Origin of the sequence: Kitasatospora sp. NPDC004669, assembly GCF_040609455.1 — a bacterium.
Lineage (GTDB): Bacteria > Actinomycetota > Actinomycetes > Streptomycetales > Streptomycetaceae > Kitasatospora.
The window spans coordinates 1-15,300 of the sequence record NZ_JBEXKB010000070.1; the positions used below are offsets into that span (position 1 = coordinate 1).

Consider the following 15,300-nt stretch of genomic DNA (forward strand, 5'->3'; position numbering starts at 1 on the left):
CCGGCCGGTGGGATCCCACCGGCCGGGGGCCGCTCCGGTCATGGCGCCGGGTCAGCCCGAGTGTCGGCCGCGGCGGCGCTCGCGGGCCAGGCCGAGGGCGACCCCGCCCACGATCATGGTGCCGCCGGCGACGGTCAGCACGGTGGAGAGGCCGTCGGAGCCGGTCGAGGCGAGGCTGCTGCCGGAGGAGCCGGTCGCGGCCGCCGTGCTGCTGCCCCCGGACGCGGACGGCGTGCCGGAGCCGGTGCCGGTCGGTGCCGCCGTGGTGGCGGCCGGGGAGGTGGGCGCGGACCCGGCTGCAGCGGGGGCGGTCGTCTTGGCGGTGCCGCTCGGCTTCGGGACCGCGGTGCCGGTCGGGGTGGCCGTCGGGCCGCCGGTCGGGGTCGGGGCCGGGGTGGGGGCGCTGCCGCCGCGCTCGGCGAGCTGCTGGGCGTACAGGCTCTCGGGTTGCACGGGGGTGCCGGTGGAGACCAGGACCCCGGTCTGGCGGCCCTCGACCGGCGTGCCCCGGGTGCCGAACGCCCAGTTGTGCGCGGTGGGCGGGTTCTCCACGCCGTAGAAGCCGACATCGGCGTTCCACATCACCTGGTTGGCGCCGGCCCAGCCCTGGCCCGAGCCCGCGTTCGCGCGGTTGGTCAGCGCGAGGTCGTCGCTCGGGCCGCGCGAGTGGAGCATCGTGATGTCGTCGTACAGGGTGCCGGTGGCCCAGCGCTGGTGCGGGCCGGCGTCCAGGCGGAAGCCCCCGGTGTTGTCCGAGCTGCAGTGCGAGAACACATTGGGCCCGGCGACCCGGGCGCCGGTCAGCCAGGCGTGCACATTGCTGCCGCTCACCTTGCAGTTGACGACGAGGCTCTGCTGGCCGTCGATGCTGTACGCGCCGGGCTGGGCGAACGGCGCCCGCTGGGGGACGGCGTGCTCCATGCCGGTCGCGCTGGTGTCGGTGATGGTGACCCGGGAGGCGGTGGCGCCGATCGAGCCGATGCCCGCGCCGAATTCGTCGGCGGCGATGTCACGGGCCCAGGCGTCCTGCACGGCGGCGAAGTCCACGAAGCGGCTGGCGAAGTAGCCGTGCTCGTCGTAGCCGGGCGCCGAGACGAAGGCCGAGCCGTCGGCGCTGAAGCCCTCCACCCCGACCTGGGAGATCCGGCCCGGGAAGTCGTACGCCCACACCTTGGCGTGGGTGAACTCCTTCTCCAGGGCGTTGGTCAGCGGGATGTCCAGGGTGATCTTGTTCCCGTCGACCGCGGTGACGGTGCGCTGGAACTGCAGGCCGTCGTTGGGGGTCCACGGCTTGGAGGGCGTGCCGTCCGGGCGGGGCGGGATGTGGTCCATGCCGATCGCCTTGATCCAGGCGTCCTCCTGGGGGCGCTGGACGACGATCTGCTGGCCGACCTTGAGGCCCGCGGCCGAGTCCAGCGTCAGCGTGGTCGCGCCCACCGGGACGTAGTCGTCGGTGACGGCGTGCTCGGCACCGCTCTTCTGCGGCGCGCCCTCGCCGGCGAGTTCGACCAGCGGCCGCGGCTCGCCGGAGGCGACCAGCCTGGTGCCGCCGCTCCCGCTGCCCGCGCCGCGCAGCACCACGCCCGAGGCCTTGATCCGCAGCGGCTTGCCGACCCGGTAAGCGCCGGCCGACAACAGCACCGCGCCGCGCAGCCCGTCCGCCCCGAGCGGCAGCGCGGCGACCTTGTCCAGCGCCTGCTGGATCCGGTCCGCGTCGTCGCCGGCGGAGGCCGGGTCCAGGGTGACGGCGACCTTGGCGGGCGGCAGCGGCTGGGCGCCGTTGCGGTACCCGGCGTAGGAGAAGTCGGGGATCCGGTTGCCCTGCGCGTCGTGGCCGTACACCAGGCGGCCGTCGGCGACGTGCAGCCAGTCCGTCGCGTCGCCGGCGGGCGCGTCGGGCGCGGCGTTGCCGGGGGCCGGGCGCGGTTCGGCGGCCAGGGCGGCCGGGGCCGCCCAGCTGACGGCCAGTCCGGCCAGGGCGGAGACGGCGACGGCGGCGCGCAGCGCGGCGGGCCGGCCGGCACGGGCGTGGGACATGGACTCTCCTCGGTCGGGCCTGAAACAGGTCGACAGGGTGAACGCCCCGCCCGGGCCGGGCGGTTCAGCGGCCCGCGCGATGCCCGTGGAAACTTTCGGCGGCGGCGGTGAACCGCGCGGGGTGGTCCGTCCGTGCTCCGTGGCGGAGACTTCGGCGGCACGGCGCCGGCGTCTCCCGGGATCGGGAACTCGACGGGAGCCAGGGAGCTGTGGTGGGCACGAGCCAGGACGGGAACGGCGGCGCGTCGACGGGGTACCAGCTGCCGGCGGTGGCCTGGGGGATGGACGAGGACGGGCCGGAGGGCCTGAGCGGCTCCGCCGAACCGGCGGCTCCCGCGCCCGCGCCCGAGGCCGAAGCCGCCCCTGTCGCTGTTGCCGCGCCCGCCGCTCCGGCCAAGCCCGTCGCCGAACCGGATGCGGATTCCGAGTCGAAGCCGGAGTCGGAGCCGAAGTCGAAGTCGGAGCCGAAGTCGGCGTCGGAACCGGAGTCGAAGCCGAAGTCGGCCGCTCCCGCCAGGCCCGGCGCCCCCGGCGCCGCCCGGCTCGTCGCGCTCAAGCGCGCCATCACGCAGGCCCCCGCCCGGGCGGCGAGGACACTCGCCTCGGTCGCCCCCTCAGCCGCCGGCCCGGCCGCCACCGGGTCCGGCACCAGCAGTACCGACGAAGCCGGAGCGCCCGAGCCCGCCGAGGAGCGCTCCGGCCGCCGTCGGGTGCCGCGGCCGGCCGTCGCGGCCGCCGCCGTCGGCGTCGTGCTGATGGGCCTGCCGCTGGTGATGGGCCGGGGCGAGGTCGGCACCGACGCCGTCGAGTCACTCGGCGGCACCGGCACCAGCCGCCCCGACACGCCCGCGCCGGAGCCCGACGCGCCCGGCACCCCGACCGGGACGCCCGCCACCCCGGCCGCGACCACCGGGCCCGCGACCCCCAGCGGGCCGCCGACCGACCCGGCGGCCACCCCCGCCCCCGGCACGCCCGCCCCCGGGGCACCGGACCAGCAGCTCGCCCCCGGCGCCGCCCCGGCCGCCGGAGCGCCGGCCGGCCTGGCCGTCGGCGCGGCCCCCGCGGTCCGCGCCGGGAACGGCGCCGCGGACCGCCCCGCCACCGGCCCCCAGTCCGGCCCCGCCCCGCAGGCCTCGGTGCAGCCCCCGGCCCAGCCGGCCGCCCCGCAGCCGCCGCAGCAGCAGCCCCAACAGCCGCCCCAGCAGCCGCCCGTGGTGCCCGCCCTGCCGGCCGCGCCGTCCTACGCCGGCGAAGCCGGACCGGGCTGCGCCACCACCAGCACCGGCTACCGCGAGAACGGCCGCTCGGCCGGCTCGCGCGACTGGGTCACCAACTACGACGGCGGTACCGACTGCGGTGGCGACTACACCTCGGTGCCGATGTCCGGTGACCGGAACAAGGACGACGGCAACTCGGCGTTCTGGACCTTCTCCACCGGCCCCGTCTCCTCCGGCAGTTGCCGTGTCTCGGTGTACATCCCGAACAACCGCGACCTCAAGGCGGTCGGCGGCGCCCCCGCCTACTACACCGTGCAGAACGGCAGCAGCCCCGGCAGCGGCACGATCGGCTCGTTCACGATCAACCAGCCGCAGAACCTGGGGCAGTGGGTGAGCGCCGGCACCTACCAGCTCAGCGGCAACCGGATCGGCGTCATGCTGCACACCCGCGGCATCGACTGGGGCAGCACCGCGGGCGCCCGCCTGGCCGCCTCGACCGTGAAGGTCGACTGCGCCGGATGACCCGCCCGCAGCGGACGAAGCAAGCAGACGGAAGGGAAGGCGAGCCATGTCGCGCCATGTGCTGACGGTGTGCCAGGAGCAGGGGGCCGGCGGCACCTACCGCACGATCGGCGAGGCCCTGGAGGCCGCCCGCGCCGGGGCGGTGATCTCGGTCCGCCCCGGGCGGTACGAGGAGAACCTGGTGATCACCAAGATGGTCACCATCGCCGCCGAGGACGTCCGGGGGACGGTCCGGATCACCCCGCGGCGCGGCTGCGTGGTCCAGGTGGTCGCCGAGGCCGTCCAGCTCACCGGCCTGGTGCTGCACGGCCAGGACGACGAACTGCCCGCCGTCGACGTGCCGCGCGGCCAGGCCGCCCTCCAGGACTGCGAGGTGGTCGGCAACTCCTGGACGGCCGTGCTCACCCGCCAGCAGGGCGCGCTGGCCATGCGCGGCTGCCGCATCGTCAACTCGGCCGGGGCCGGCATCGTGGAGACCTCGACCGGCGCCAGCGTCATCGAGGACACCGTCATCGAGCACCTCGGCACTTCCGCGCTGGTGATCGGTGAGAGCGCCAACCCCGTCGTCCGCAACTGCGTCATGCGCGACGCGCGCGGCAACGGCATCTGCGCCAACGGCGAGGCCCGGGGCAGCATCGAGGACTGCGAGATCTCCACCACGGACAAGCCGGCCATCGCGCTGGAGGAGCACAGCACCACCCGGGTGCTGCGCACCGCCGTCCGCGACACCACGCTCGGCGTCTACATCAGCTCCGCCGCCCGGGTGCAACTGGAGGACTGCACCGTCACCGCCACCACCGGCCACGGCATCGTGCTGGGCAACGGCACCGACCCACTGCTGCGCCGCTGCCGCGCGGTGCGCACCCGGGGCCACGGCATCCACGTCACCGGGCGCTCGCGCGGCACCTTCGAGGACTGCGAGGTGACCGGAGCGGAGAGCGTCGGCGTGCACGTCGACGACTCCGCCGGACCGGTGCTGACCGGGCTCGCCGTGCGTGACTGCGGTGACACCGGGGTCGATCTCGGCGGCGAGAGCGCCGCCGAGTTGGTCCGACTGGAGGTCAGCGACGTCGGCGGCGCCGGCGTGCGGATCGGCGACGGCGCCAATCCGCTGCTGCGTCGGATCACCGTCACCTCCGCGCGCGGCAACGGGGTCGAGGCCGTCCGGGACGGCCGCGGCCGGTTGGAGGACTCCACCGTGCTGGCGGCCGGCCGCACCGGCGTGCTGATCGAGGACGGCGCCAACACCTTCGTCGGCGGCACCACCGTGCGCGGCGCCGAGGGTGTCGGCGTGCACGTCGGCGCGGGCGGCGTCGCCACGCTGCGCGACTGCGACGTGGCCGAGTCCACCGAGGACGGCCTCGCGGTCGACGACGCGGGCGAGCTGACCTGCACCCGGGTACGGGCCCGCGCCAACGGCCGCCACGGCATCAGGATCGGGGCCGGCGCCCGCGCCGTCCTCACCCAGCTGGAGGCGCTGGACAACACGGCCGACGGCATCCGGGTCGACTCCACCGACGCGGTAAGGGCGACCGGCTGCACCGCCACCGGCAACCGCGGCTCCGGCCTGCGGCAGACCACTCCCAGCACCCGGCTGTCGGTGGAGAACCTGCACAGTCGGGAGAACGGCTACCCCGACGCGCACGGCTCGGCGAGCGCCGACGCCGGGGCGCCGCGCGCGGCGGTCGCGGGCACACCGGGCGAGCCGGTCCAGGCGGCGGAGGCCGCACCGGCGCCCGCCGCCGCGGCCCGGGGCCCGCTGGAGGTGCTGGAGGCGTTGGTCGGCCTGGCCGCCGTGAAGGAGCAGGTCGCCACCCTGGTCAACCTCAACCGGCTGGCGCGGCGGCGTGAACTCGCCGGGATGCCCGCCCTCCCGATGAGCCGACACCTGATCTTCGCCGGGCCGCCCGGCACCGGCAAGACCACCGTCGCCCGGCTCTACGGCAGCATCCTGGCCGAACTCGGCGTCCTGCGCAGCGGGCACCTGACCGAGGTCGCCCGCGCCGACCTGGTCGCCGCGATCGTCGGCGGGACCGCGATCAAGACCACCGAGGTGTTCAACGAGGCGCTCGGCGGCGTGCTCTTCATCGACGAGGCGTACACCCTCGCCGCCGGGGTCGGCGGCACCGGCCCGGACTTCGGCCGGGAGGCCATCGACACCCTGGTCAAGCTGATGGAGGACCACCGCGACGACATCGTGGTGATCGTGGCCGGCTACTCGGCCGAGATGACCGACTTCCTGGCCAGCAACCCCGGCCTGGCCTCCCGGTTCAGCCGGACCGTGGAGTTCGCCAACTACGCGGTGGACGAGCTGGTCACGATCGTCGAGACGGCGGCCTCCGGGCACGGCTACGAACTCGCGGACGGCACCCGGGAGGCGCTCACCGCGCTGTTCGAGCGGATGCCGAAGGGCCCGGACTTCGGCAACGGCCGGGCCGCCCGCAAGGTCTTCGAGGAGATGGTCGACCGGCAGGCCACCCGGCTCGCCCGGCAGCCCGAGATCGCCGACGAGGACCTGGCGGTGCTGGTCGCGGCGGACACCGGGGTGACGGACTCCGGGCCCGCCAAGGCCGTCGACAGCACCGAGATCCTGGCCGAACTGCGCGCCATGGTCGGCCTGCCGGCCGCCAAGGAGCAGGTCGAGGACCTGGTCAACCTGATCACCCAGGTCCGCCGCCGCGAGGAGGCCGGCCTGCCGACCGCCGCGATCAGCCACCACCTGGTCTTCGCCGGGCCGCCCGGCACCGGCAAGACCACCGTCGCCCGGCTCTACGGGCGGCTGCTCGCCGAACTCGGTGTGCTGCCCACCGGCCAGCTGGTCGAGACCGCCCGCGCCGACCTGGTCGGCCGCTACGTCGGGCACACCGCCCAACTCACCAAGGAGGCCTTCGACCGGGCCCGCGGTGGCGTCCTGTTCGTCGACGAGGCCTACACGCTCACCCCGCGCGGCGGCGCCGGCAACGACTTCGGCCAGGAGGCGGTCGACACCCTGATGAAGCTGATGGAGGACCACCGCGACGAGGTGGTGGTGATCGTGGCCGGCTACGAGGACGAGATGCGCGGCTTCCTCGCCTCCAACCCGGGCCTCGCCTCGCGGTTCTCCCGGCAGATCGAGTTCGAGCACTACACCGACGAGGAACTCGTCACGATCGTCGGCCTGCACGCCCAGAAGGCCGGGTACGTCCTGGCGCCGGAGACCGTCGACGCGCTCACCGGGGCGTTCGCCGCGATGCCGCGCGACCGGACCTTCGGCAACGGGCGCACCGCCCGGCAGACGCTGGAGGGCATGATCACCCGGCAGGCCGGCCGGCTCAGCCGACTGGACGTCTCCGACCTGGCCGAGCTCAGCCTGCTGCTGCCGCAGGACGTGGCCCCGGTGCGGTCGGGCAGCGCGGTATGAGCGGCCGGCCGGGAGGATCCGCGCGGGCGTTCCGGGGCGGTGCCGGGTGAGCGGGCGGCGGGGAGCCGGGCTGGTGCTCGTCGGTGCACTGCTGGTGGGCGCCGCCCCCGCGGCGGCCGCGCCCACCCCGACGGCCACGGGCGGCCCGGAGGCGACGCCGGTCGTCACCCAGACCCGGCAGGACGTCCAGAAGAACGGCTGCCTGAAACCCTCGGACCACCCGGCCGACACCGCCGGCTGGGCCCGCGCGGAGCTGCGCCCCGAGGACGCCTGGCCGCTGAGCCGGGGCGCCGGGGTGACGGTCGCGGTGGTCGGCTCGGGTGTGGACGCCGGGTCGCCGGCGCTGGCCGGGCGGCTGCAGCTCGGGCCCCGGCTGTACGGCTCGGGCGACGCCGGCCGGGACTGCGTCGGCCACGGTACCTTCACGGCCGGGCTGGTGGCCGGGCGCAGCACGGCCGACGGCGGTCCGTCCGGGCTCGCCCCCGACGCCCGGGTGCTGGCCGTGGCGGTCACCGACGACGCGGGCGCCACCACCCCCGACCTGCTGGCCGCCGGGATCCGCGCCGCCGTCGACAGGGGCGCGCGGGTGATCGCGGTCGTGGTGCCGGTGCCCGGGCCGGGCGACGCGCTCGGCGAGGCGGTCAAGTACGCGGCGGCGCACGGCGCGCTGCTGGTGGCGCCGGTGGGCCCGGACGGCCGGGGCACGGGCGGCGCCCCGGTGTTCCCCGCCTCCTACCCGGGGGTGCTCGCCGTCGCCTCGGTCGACTCGGGCGGCGCGGCCGGCACCCCGGACGGGCGGGTGGACCTCGCCGCACCCGGCGAGGGTGTGACCGGCCCCGGGCCCGGCGGCGGCGTGTTCACCGCCTCCGGACCCGGCTGCGCCACCGCCTACGTGGCCGGCACCGCCGCCCTGGTCCTGGCGCTGCGGCCGGAGCTGACGCCGGAGCAGCTCACCCGCCGGCTGGAGTCCACCGCCTACCACCCGGGCACCCGGCTGCCGGACGCCGCCGTCGGCTACGGCACGGTGGACCCGGTGGCGGCCGTGACCGCCTCCTGGCCCTCGGCGGCCCCCGCACCGGCCGCCGCCGCTCCGGTGGCGATCCCCCCGGGCCCGGACCGTTCGGGCGCCTGGCGCGCCCTGGCGGTGGCGGGCGGCAGCACGGGCGTGCTGTTGCTGGTGGCCTTCGGTGGACTGACCGTACGCCTCGGCCGTCGACGGGCGGCGGAGGAGCCCCGCCGCCCCGGCGCCTGACGGAGCTTTGCCTTCTGCCCAACATCGCTGATCCGGACGGCTACGAAGTGCTGAACATCCGCTAGCAAGTTATCCGTTCAACTACGTGACAGGAGAGGAACGGCCCGCGTCCAGGACCGGGCAGACGGGTGAGGCGGGATCCGATGGCGACGACGACGACGGCGGTCACGGTGGCAGGACGGGACGACGAGGAGACGGCGCGGCGGCTGATCGCCTGCTGGCTGGCCGAGGACGCCGGGCGGGAGAGCGCACCGGAGCGGGCCGCGGAGGCGGGCCCGACCGGCTGGAACGTGCCGCCGGCCCCCGCCCGGGAGGTCGTGGCGGTGGCCCGAAGGCTGGCCGTGCAAGGCCTGGCCGGGCGCGCGTGGCCGGTGCCGGCCGCCGCCCACCTGGTGCTGGCCCGGGTCCTGGTGGTCGACGAGCACCCGTCCGTGAACGCCTGGACCGAGCGCGAGCGTGTCGAACTCGGCGGCTGGGTCGCGGTCCTGATGCAGCGCTGCGGGGAGGAGGGCGTCCAGCGGCTCACCGCCGCACTGGCGGCCCGGCGCTGACCGGCGCTGACCGGCGCTGATCGGCCAACGGCGGCCAACGTGCGCCAACGGCCGCCAACGGGGCCGCGAGCGGGGGTCGTTGGTCGATCGTTGGGCGGAATTTGGCGTCGGCTGGGACGGTAATACCGTCAGGGCGAGGCCCCGGGGACCACACCGAACGGGACCCCCGCCGCTCCTCGCCGACGCCGTTGTACCGGAGCGAAGGACAGAGCCGTGGCCGTGGAAGCCGCCGCTTCCCCCGAAGGCGCCCCGCAGGGCACCGACCAGCCCTCCCGAGGCCGTGCGACCCTGGACCAGGACACCTTGGCGGAGCTGTACCGTCTGCACGGTCCGTACCTGATGCGGGCCCTGCTGCGGGTCACCAGCGGTGACCGCGGGAAGGCCGAGGACATCCTGCAGGAGACCCTGCTGCGGGCCTGGCAGAATCCGGCCGCCATCGAGCGGGGTCTCGAACAGAGCCGGCCCTGGCTGTTCACGGTGGCCCGCCGGATCGCGATCGACCACTTCCGGATGGCCACCGCGCGGGTCCAGGAGGTGGCCGACGACACGCCCGAGGACCACGCCGCCGCCCACGACGCGTACGACCAGGTGCTCGCCGCACGGGACTTGGAGACGGCGATGGCCGAGCTCCAGCCGCACCATCGTGAGGTGCTGGTGGAACTGCACCTGAACGGCCGCTCGATGGCCGAGACGGCCCAGGTGCTCGGCGTGGCGGTGGGGACGGTCAAGTCCCGCAGCTTCTACGCCGTGCGTGCGCTGCGTCCGATCCTGGAGGCGCGGGGCATCGGCGTCGCGGTCTGAACCCCGGCCGCCCGCTCGATCACGGCGATCCGCGCCCCGAGTTCGGCGGCGCCCCGGGTGTCACCGGTCCGGGTGTGGAACTCCTCGGCCCTGCGCAGGTGTTCGGCCGCCTCCAGCGGGCGGTCGGTGGCCAGCAGGAAGTCCGCGTACCGCTGCTCCACCGAGGCCTCCAGGTGCAGCGCCCCGCTGGCCCGGCAGCGCTCCGCCGCCTCCGTCCAGGCCCGCTCCGACTCCGCCTGGCGGCCGAGGAGTTGAAGGGCGTGCGCCTCGTCCGCGAGGGCGAAGAGGTGGAAGGTGGCGTGCGGGTGCGCGGCCAGCAGCCGCCGGGCCTCGCGGGCGTGGTGCAGCGCGGTCGCCCCGTCCCCGGCCCGTGCGGCCAGCGTGGCGGCGTTGCTCAGCACGGCCGCGCCCGCGTCGTGCAGGCCCAGGCCGTCCAGTCGGCGCACCGTGGCGGCGGAGAGCCGGACGGCCTCGGCCAGGTCGCCGTGGTCGGCGAGGGCGACCGCCAGCACCGCCATGGTGTAGATCTGGGCCGGGCCGTCGTGGTCCCGGGTCCGGTCGGCGGCGCGTCGGGCCAGGGCGAGGGCCTCGACCGGGCGCCGCTTGCCGCTGAGCGCTCGCGCGGTGGCCGCCTCCACCAGGGCGGTCGCGACCGGATCCCCGGTGCGGGTGGCGGCGGTGAGGCCGTGTCGCAGGCAGTCCAGCCGGTCGGTGAGTCGACCGGCCCCGAAGTAGAGGCAGTTGGCGAGGAAGGCGAGCCGCCAGGAGCGGTCGTGCTCGCCGGCCTCGGCACCGGCGGCCACCAACGCCCGGACGGTGGGCTCCTCGGTGCGGAACCAGTCCAGGGCGGTGCGCACGTCCGGAAGGTCGGGCAGGGCGGGCGGCGGGAACTCCACCGGCTGCTCGAACTCGGTCAGGTGCGGCTGCAGGCGGCCGGCGCCCGCCATCGCGGCGGCGAGGTAGTGGTCGAGCAGCCGGGTCAGTGCCGCGTGCCGTTCTGCGGGCGGCTCGGCGTCGAGCAACTCCCGGCTGTAGAGCCGGATCAGGTCGTGGCGGCCGTAGCGGCCCGGGGCGGTCTCGGTGAGCAGGTGGTGGGCGGCCAGGGCGCCGAGCGCGGTGCGCACCTCGACCGGCTGGGCCTCCAGCAGCGCGGCGGCCGCCGGTACGTCGATCTCCGGGCCGGGGTGGACCGCCAGCAGCGCGACCAGCCGGGCGGCGGTGGGCCGCAGGCGGCGCAGCGTCAGATTGAGGGCCGAGCGCACGCTCACGCCGCCCTGGGCGTCCAGGGCGGGCAGCCGGGTGCGGTCGTCCTCCGCCTCGGCCACCAGGTCGCCCACGGTCCACGAGGGCTGGGCGGCGAGCCGGGCGGCGGCGATCCGCAGGGCGAGCGGCAGGTGGTCGCAGAGTCCGGCCAATCGCAGGGCGGCGGCGGGTTCGGCGGCCAGCCGGTCCTCGCCGAGCACCTGGCCGAGCAGCGCCAGTGCGTCCGCCTCCGGCAGGGCCTCCAGGCGCAGCAGGGCGGCACCCTCGGTGACGATGAGGTCCTCCAGGGTGTGGCGGCTGGTCACCACCGTGGCGCAGCGCGGCCCGGCGGGCAGCAGTTCGGTGACGTCCTCGGCGCTGCGGACGTTGTCGAGTAGCACCAGCAGCTCGCGCTCGGCGGTGAGCGTGCGGTAGAGCGCCCCGCGCCGGGCGTGGTCGTCGGGGATCTCGGCCTCGGCGAGCCCGAGCGCCCGCAGGAAGCGGCCCAGCACCTCGGCGGGGGTGCTGGGCCGGGCCGGGTCGAAGCCGCGCAGATCGCAGTGCAGGTGCCCGTCGCGGAAGCCGTCGGTGGCGGCGTGGGCCCAGCGCACCACGGTCGCGGTCTTACCGGCCCCGGCCGCGCCCACCACGACGGCCAGCGCGTGGTCGGGGCGGTCGGGGCCGCAGGCCTGGTCGAGCCAGCGCAGTTCGGCCTCGCGGCCCACGAAGCAGGCCGTCCGGCGGGGGAGGGGGCCGGTGGCGGGTCGGGGCGCGGGGGCGGCCGGGCGGGGGAGGGGTGTCGGCGGCTGCGGCGGGTTCGCGTGGGTGTCGCGGCTCGGTTCGTCGAGGCTCGGTTCGTCGAGGCTCACCGGTGCGCCGCCGTCCGCCACGGCCCGCTCGTCGGCCAGCACCGTCGCGAGGGCCGCCTGGAGCGCGGTGCCCGGGTGGAGGCCCAGCTCGGCCGCGAGTCCGGCGCGGGTGTGGTGGTAGAGCCGCAGCGCCTCGGCCGGGCGCCCGGCCTGGTGCAGACAGCGCACCAGCAGCGCGACGGTCGGTTCCTGGAGCCAGTCGGTGTGCAGGTGCTGTTCGAGCGCCGGGAGGGCGGCGGCCCCGCGGCCGGTGCGCAACAGGCGTTCCGCCCGGTCGTGCAGGGCCTGTTCGCGGACGCCGTCCAGCCGGTTGGCCAGGCTGCGCCGCTGCTCGGTGTCGGGCAGGTCGGCGAGCGCCGGCCCGTCCCAGAGGTCGAGGGCCTCGCCGAGCAGGGCGGCCGCGAGGGTGTCGTCCGGTTCGGCGGCGGCGCGGGTGGTGAGGGAGCTGAGGCGGTGGAGGTCGACCGACTCGCGGTCGCCGTCGAGGAGGTAGCCCGGCGCCTGGGTGTGCAGGGTGAGCGGGGTGCCGTGCAGGAGCTTGCGCAGCGCGGCGATGTGCCCCTGGAGCGCGGCCTTGGCCTGGACCGGGGGCTCCTCGGCCCACATCAGGTCGTAGAACCGCTCGATCCGCACGCACCGGCCGAACTCCAGGGCCAGCAGGGCCAGCACCGCGCGGCGCTTGGCCCCGGTGATCGGCACGGTGCGGCCGTCCGAGGCCTTCAGCTCGGTGGGCCCGAGCAGCCGAATGCGCATGCGCTCCCCATGTCTGCATGTCTGCGGCTCCCGGCGGAGTGGCCGGGACGGGTCATTCAATCATCCTGTCCGGTATGTGAGTCTACGCGCGTCAATTAGGCGGGGTGATCATCCTCGAACGCGGCACGGATGTCGCGGGCATGATGATCACAGGGTGAACTCCGCACGAACCTTGGGTGTTGCCCGACGGGCCCTTTTCGGGCCTCAATCCCAATCGGGGCTTGGTAGTTGTGTTTCCTTACCAATCGATCCGGGGGCTTGGACGAAGATCGGCCCGCTTCGTATTCTCGGCGCGTTCCGTCACGTCCTCGGCACTCAGGGAGTGGGTGTGCGCGTCCGGCTGCTGGGCCGAGTCGAACTCCGATGCGGGCAGGGGCGTCCCGTCGCCCTGGCGGGCGCGCGCCGCAGAGCCGTGCTCGCCCTGCTCGCCAGCGAGCTCAACGGCCACGTCCCGGTCGAGCGACTGCTCGACACGGTGTGGGAGGGCGCGCCGCCGCCCACCGCGCGCGCCGCCCTCCAAGGGCACGTCTCCGCCGTCCGGCGCAGCCTCGGCGAAGGCCTGACCCTGCTCACCCGGGCCCAGGGCTACGTCCTGGTCGGCGAGCCGGACCTGGTCGACGCCAAGCACTTCGAACGGCTCACGGCCGCCGCCGAGGAGACCGCCGACACCGGCCGGGCCGTCGCACTGCTGCGCGAGGCCCTCGACCTCTGGGACGGGCCGGCCCTGACCGACTGTGGCTCGCGGACCCTCACCGAGACCACCGGACGGCGACTGGACACCACCCGCGCACTCGCCGTCGAGCGGCTCGCCGAACGACTGCTGACGGTCGGTCGCGGCACCGAGGCCCTCGACGACCTCCGGGCGGCCGTCACCGCCGACCCGCTGCGCGAGCCCGCCGCGGCCCTCCTGGTCCGCTGCCTCCACCAGGCCGGCCGGGCCGCCGACGCCCGGGCGGCCCAGGAACGGGCCCAGGCCCGGCTGGCCGCCCACGGCCTGACGCCCGGCCACCTGCTGCGCCGGGCCGCCGAGGCCGTCGATCCGCCCGCCCGCGCCGCGAACCGCTCCGCCGACCGCCCCGCAGGGCCCGGCGACACCCTGCCTCGGCCGGGCACCGGCCTGGTCGGACGCGCCGCCGAACTACGGCGCCTGGACGAAGCCGCCTGCCGCGCCGAGGGGCGCCCGGTGCTGGTCACCGGGGTCGCCGGGGCCGGCAAGAGCAGCCTCGTCCTGCACTGGGCGCACGCCCGTGCCGACCGCTTCCCCGACGGCCGGATCCATCTCGACCTCCGCGGCTTCGGAGAGGAGGAACCCCTCACGCCCGCCGCCGGCCTCGCTCTGCTGCTCGCCCGGCTCGGCGTCCCGGTCGCCGAGCTGCCCGAGGACCCCGCCCACGCGGCGGCCCTGTACCGCCGGCTGACCGAGGGTCGGCGGCTGCTGCTCGTCCTCGACGGCGCGCGCTCCGCCGAACAGGTCGAACCGCTGCTGCCCGGCACCCCCGAACCGGTCGTCGTCGTCACCAGCCGGTCGCGGCTGGCCGACCTCGTGGTGCGCGAGGCCGCCATCCCGTTGCCCGTCGCCGGCCTGCCCGAGGAGGAGGCCGTCGAACTCCTCGGCCGGATCGCCGGCCCCGAGCGCATCACGGCCGACCCCGGCGCCGCCCGCCGGCTCGCCGCCCTCTGCGACCGGCTGCCGCTCGCCCTGCGGGTCGCCGGCGCCCGGCTGGCCTCCCGGCCGACCTGGACCCTGGGCGACCTCGTGCGCGAGATGTCCGACCGGAGCACCGGACTGGCCGCGCTGGCCACCGGCGGCACCCTCGGCATGGCGGCGGCGCTCGGACGGACCGTCCGAGCGCTGCCCGCCGAGGCGCGCCGGCTGTTCACCCTCTCCGGGCTCCACCCCGGCGGGACGCTCGACAGCGCGGCCGCGGCCGCCCTCGCGGGCGTCCCCCGCGCCCGGGCCCGCGAGCTGCTGGCGGAACTGGACGCGGCCCACCTCGTCCAGGAGTCCTCGCCCGGGCGTTTCCGGGGCGACCGCCTGGCGGGCCTCTACGCCGCCGAACTCGCCGCCGAACTGCCCGACCGGGACCGGGCCGAGGCCACCCGGCGGCTGCTCGACCACGCTGTCGACGCGGCCGGCTCGGCGCTGGAACGCCTCACCCGCACCGTCCCGCCGCAGTGCGTCTCGGCGCGGGTCTTCGAAACCGCCGAGCAGGCCCTGGAGCTGGCCCGGGCACTGGTCACCGGCCTGGCCCGGCAGGTGACCGAGCGCGCCGAGGCCGAGCGGGCCGCCGCCGGGCGCACGGTGGGCGGGACGGTGGACGGCGGGCCGGAACGGCTGGTGGACCGGCTGAGCCGCACCCTCGCGGAGGTCCGCCGCGAACCGGCCGCCGAGGCGGTCGGCGGGGCCGATGCGGACGCCGCGCTCCCCGAACGAGGGGAGTCCGACCTGATGGACCGGCTGCTCGCCGAACTGCTCCGCAGCGCACCCGCGGTGCCGCGGACCGAGCCTGCGGGCGATGACGCGCGGACGACCGTCGCGGCGGACGCCCGGGCGCCCGGCCCGCGACCCGACGGGCCCCCGCAAGGGCCGTGAACCGGCCGGGGGTGCAGCGCCGTATCCCCCGTCGAGGAAACCCCGCGGGCGGCAGGGGCCCGG

At 76.4% G+C, this 15,300-nt stretch carries 8 protein-coding genes; 6 read left to right on the forward strand and 2 right to left on the reverse strand.

Annotation, left to right across the window (positions count from 1 at the left end):
* Positions 1 to 51 precede the first annotated feature (51 nt).
* Positions 52 to 2,037 carry a hypothetical protein gene (locus ABZW30_RS37825; RefSeq protein WP_355675818.1) on the reverse strand — a complete coding sequence of 662 codons (1,986 nt, stop codon included), beginning with the start codon at positions 2,035 to 2,037 and terminating at the stop codon, positions 52 to 54.
* Between the two features lie 212 nt (positions 2,038 to 2,249).
* Between ABZW30_RS37825 and ABZW30_RS37830 the strand changes: the two genes are divergently transcribed.
* The 5 genes from ABZW30_RS37830 (at position 2,250) to ABZW30_RS37850 (ending at position 9,780) form a co-directional block, all read left to right on the forward strand.
* The gene (locus ABZW30_RS37830) at positions 2,250 to 3,776 is read left to right on the forward strand and encodes a hypothetical protein (protein ID WP_355675819.1); all 1,527 of its coding nucleotides are present in this window, start codon (positions 2,250 to 2,252) and stop codon (positions 3,774 to 3,776) included.
* 46 nt (positions 3,777 to 3,822) lie between these two features.
* Positions 3,823 to 7,176 (forward strand): right-handed parallel beta-helix repeat-containing protein, encoded by a 3,354-nt coding sequence (locus tag ABZW30_RS37835; RefSeq protein ID WP_355675820.1) that lies wholly within the window; start codon positions 3,823 to 3,825, stop codon positions 7,174 to 7,176.
* A 73-nt stretch (positions 7,177 to 7,249) separates the two neighbouring features.
* Positions 7,250 to 8,428: a S8 family serine peptidase gene (locus tag ABZW30_RS37840; protein WP_355675821.1), complete on the forward strand. Its 1,179-nt coding sequence runs from the start codon at positions 7,250 to 7,252 to the stop codon at positions 8,426 to 8,428.
* Positions 8,429 to 8,571: 143 nt separating this feature from the next.
* A complete protein-coding gene (locus ABZW30_RS37845) occupies positions 8,572 to 8,979 on the forward strand; it encodes a hypothetical protein (RefSeq protein WP_355675822.1) in 408 nt (135 codons plus the stop codon).
* Between the two features lie 213 nt (positions 8,980 to 9,192).
* Positions 9,193 to 9,780 (forward strand): sigma-70 family RNA polymerase sigma factor, encoded by a 588-nt coding sequence (locus ABZW30_RS37850; protein ID WP_355675823.1) that lies wholly within the window; start codon positions 9,193 to 9,195, stop codon positions 9,778 to 9,780.
* Here ABZW30_RS37850 and ABZW30_RS37855 read toward each other — a convergent pair.
* Positions 9,720 to 12,644 carry a BTAD domain-containing putative transcriptional regulator gene (locus ABZW30_RS37855; RefSeq protein WP_355675824.1) on the reverse strand — a complete coding sequence of 975 codons (2,925 nt, stop codon included), beginning with the start codon at positions 12,642 to 12,644 and terminating at the stop codon, positions 9,720 to 9,722. The genes ABZW30_RS37850 and ABZW30_RS37855 overlap by 61 nt on opposite strands.
* 328 nt (positions 12,645 to 12,972) lie before the next feature.
* On the opposite strand from ABZW30_RS37855, the gene ABZW30_RS37860 reads away from it, so the two are divergent.
* Positions 12,973 to 15,237, forward strand: coding sequence for a BTAD domain-containing putative transcriptional regulator (locus ABZW30_RS37860; protein ID WP_355675825.1), 2,265 nt, complete (start codon positions 12,973 to 12,975; stop codon positions 15,235 to 15,237).
* Positions 15,238 to 15,300 lie beyond the last annotated feature (63 nt).

Coding starts and splice junctions, on each gene's coding strand:
- ABZW30_RS37825 (WP_355675818.1), bottom strand. CDS start 2,037: ATGTCCCACGCCCGTGCCGGCCGGCCCGCCGCGCTGCGCGCCGCCGTC.
- ABZW30_RS37835 (WP_355675820.1), top strand. CDS start 3,823: ATGTCGCGCCATGTGCTGACGGTGTGCCAGGAGCAGGGGGCCGGCGGC.
- ABZW30_RS37845 (WP_355675822.1), top strand. CDS start 8,572: ATGGCGACGACGACGACGGCGGTCACGGTGGCAGGACGGGACGACGAG.
- ABZW30_RS37855 (WP_355675824.1), bottom strand. CDS start 12,644: ATGCGCATTCGGCTGCTCGGGCCCACCGAGCTGAAGGCCTCGGACGGC.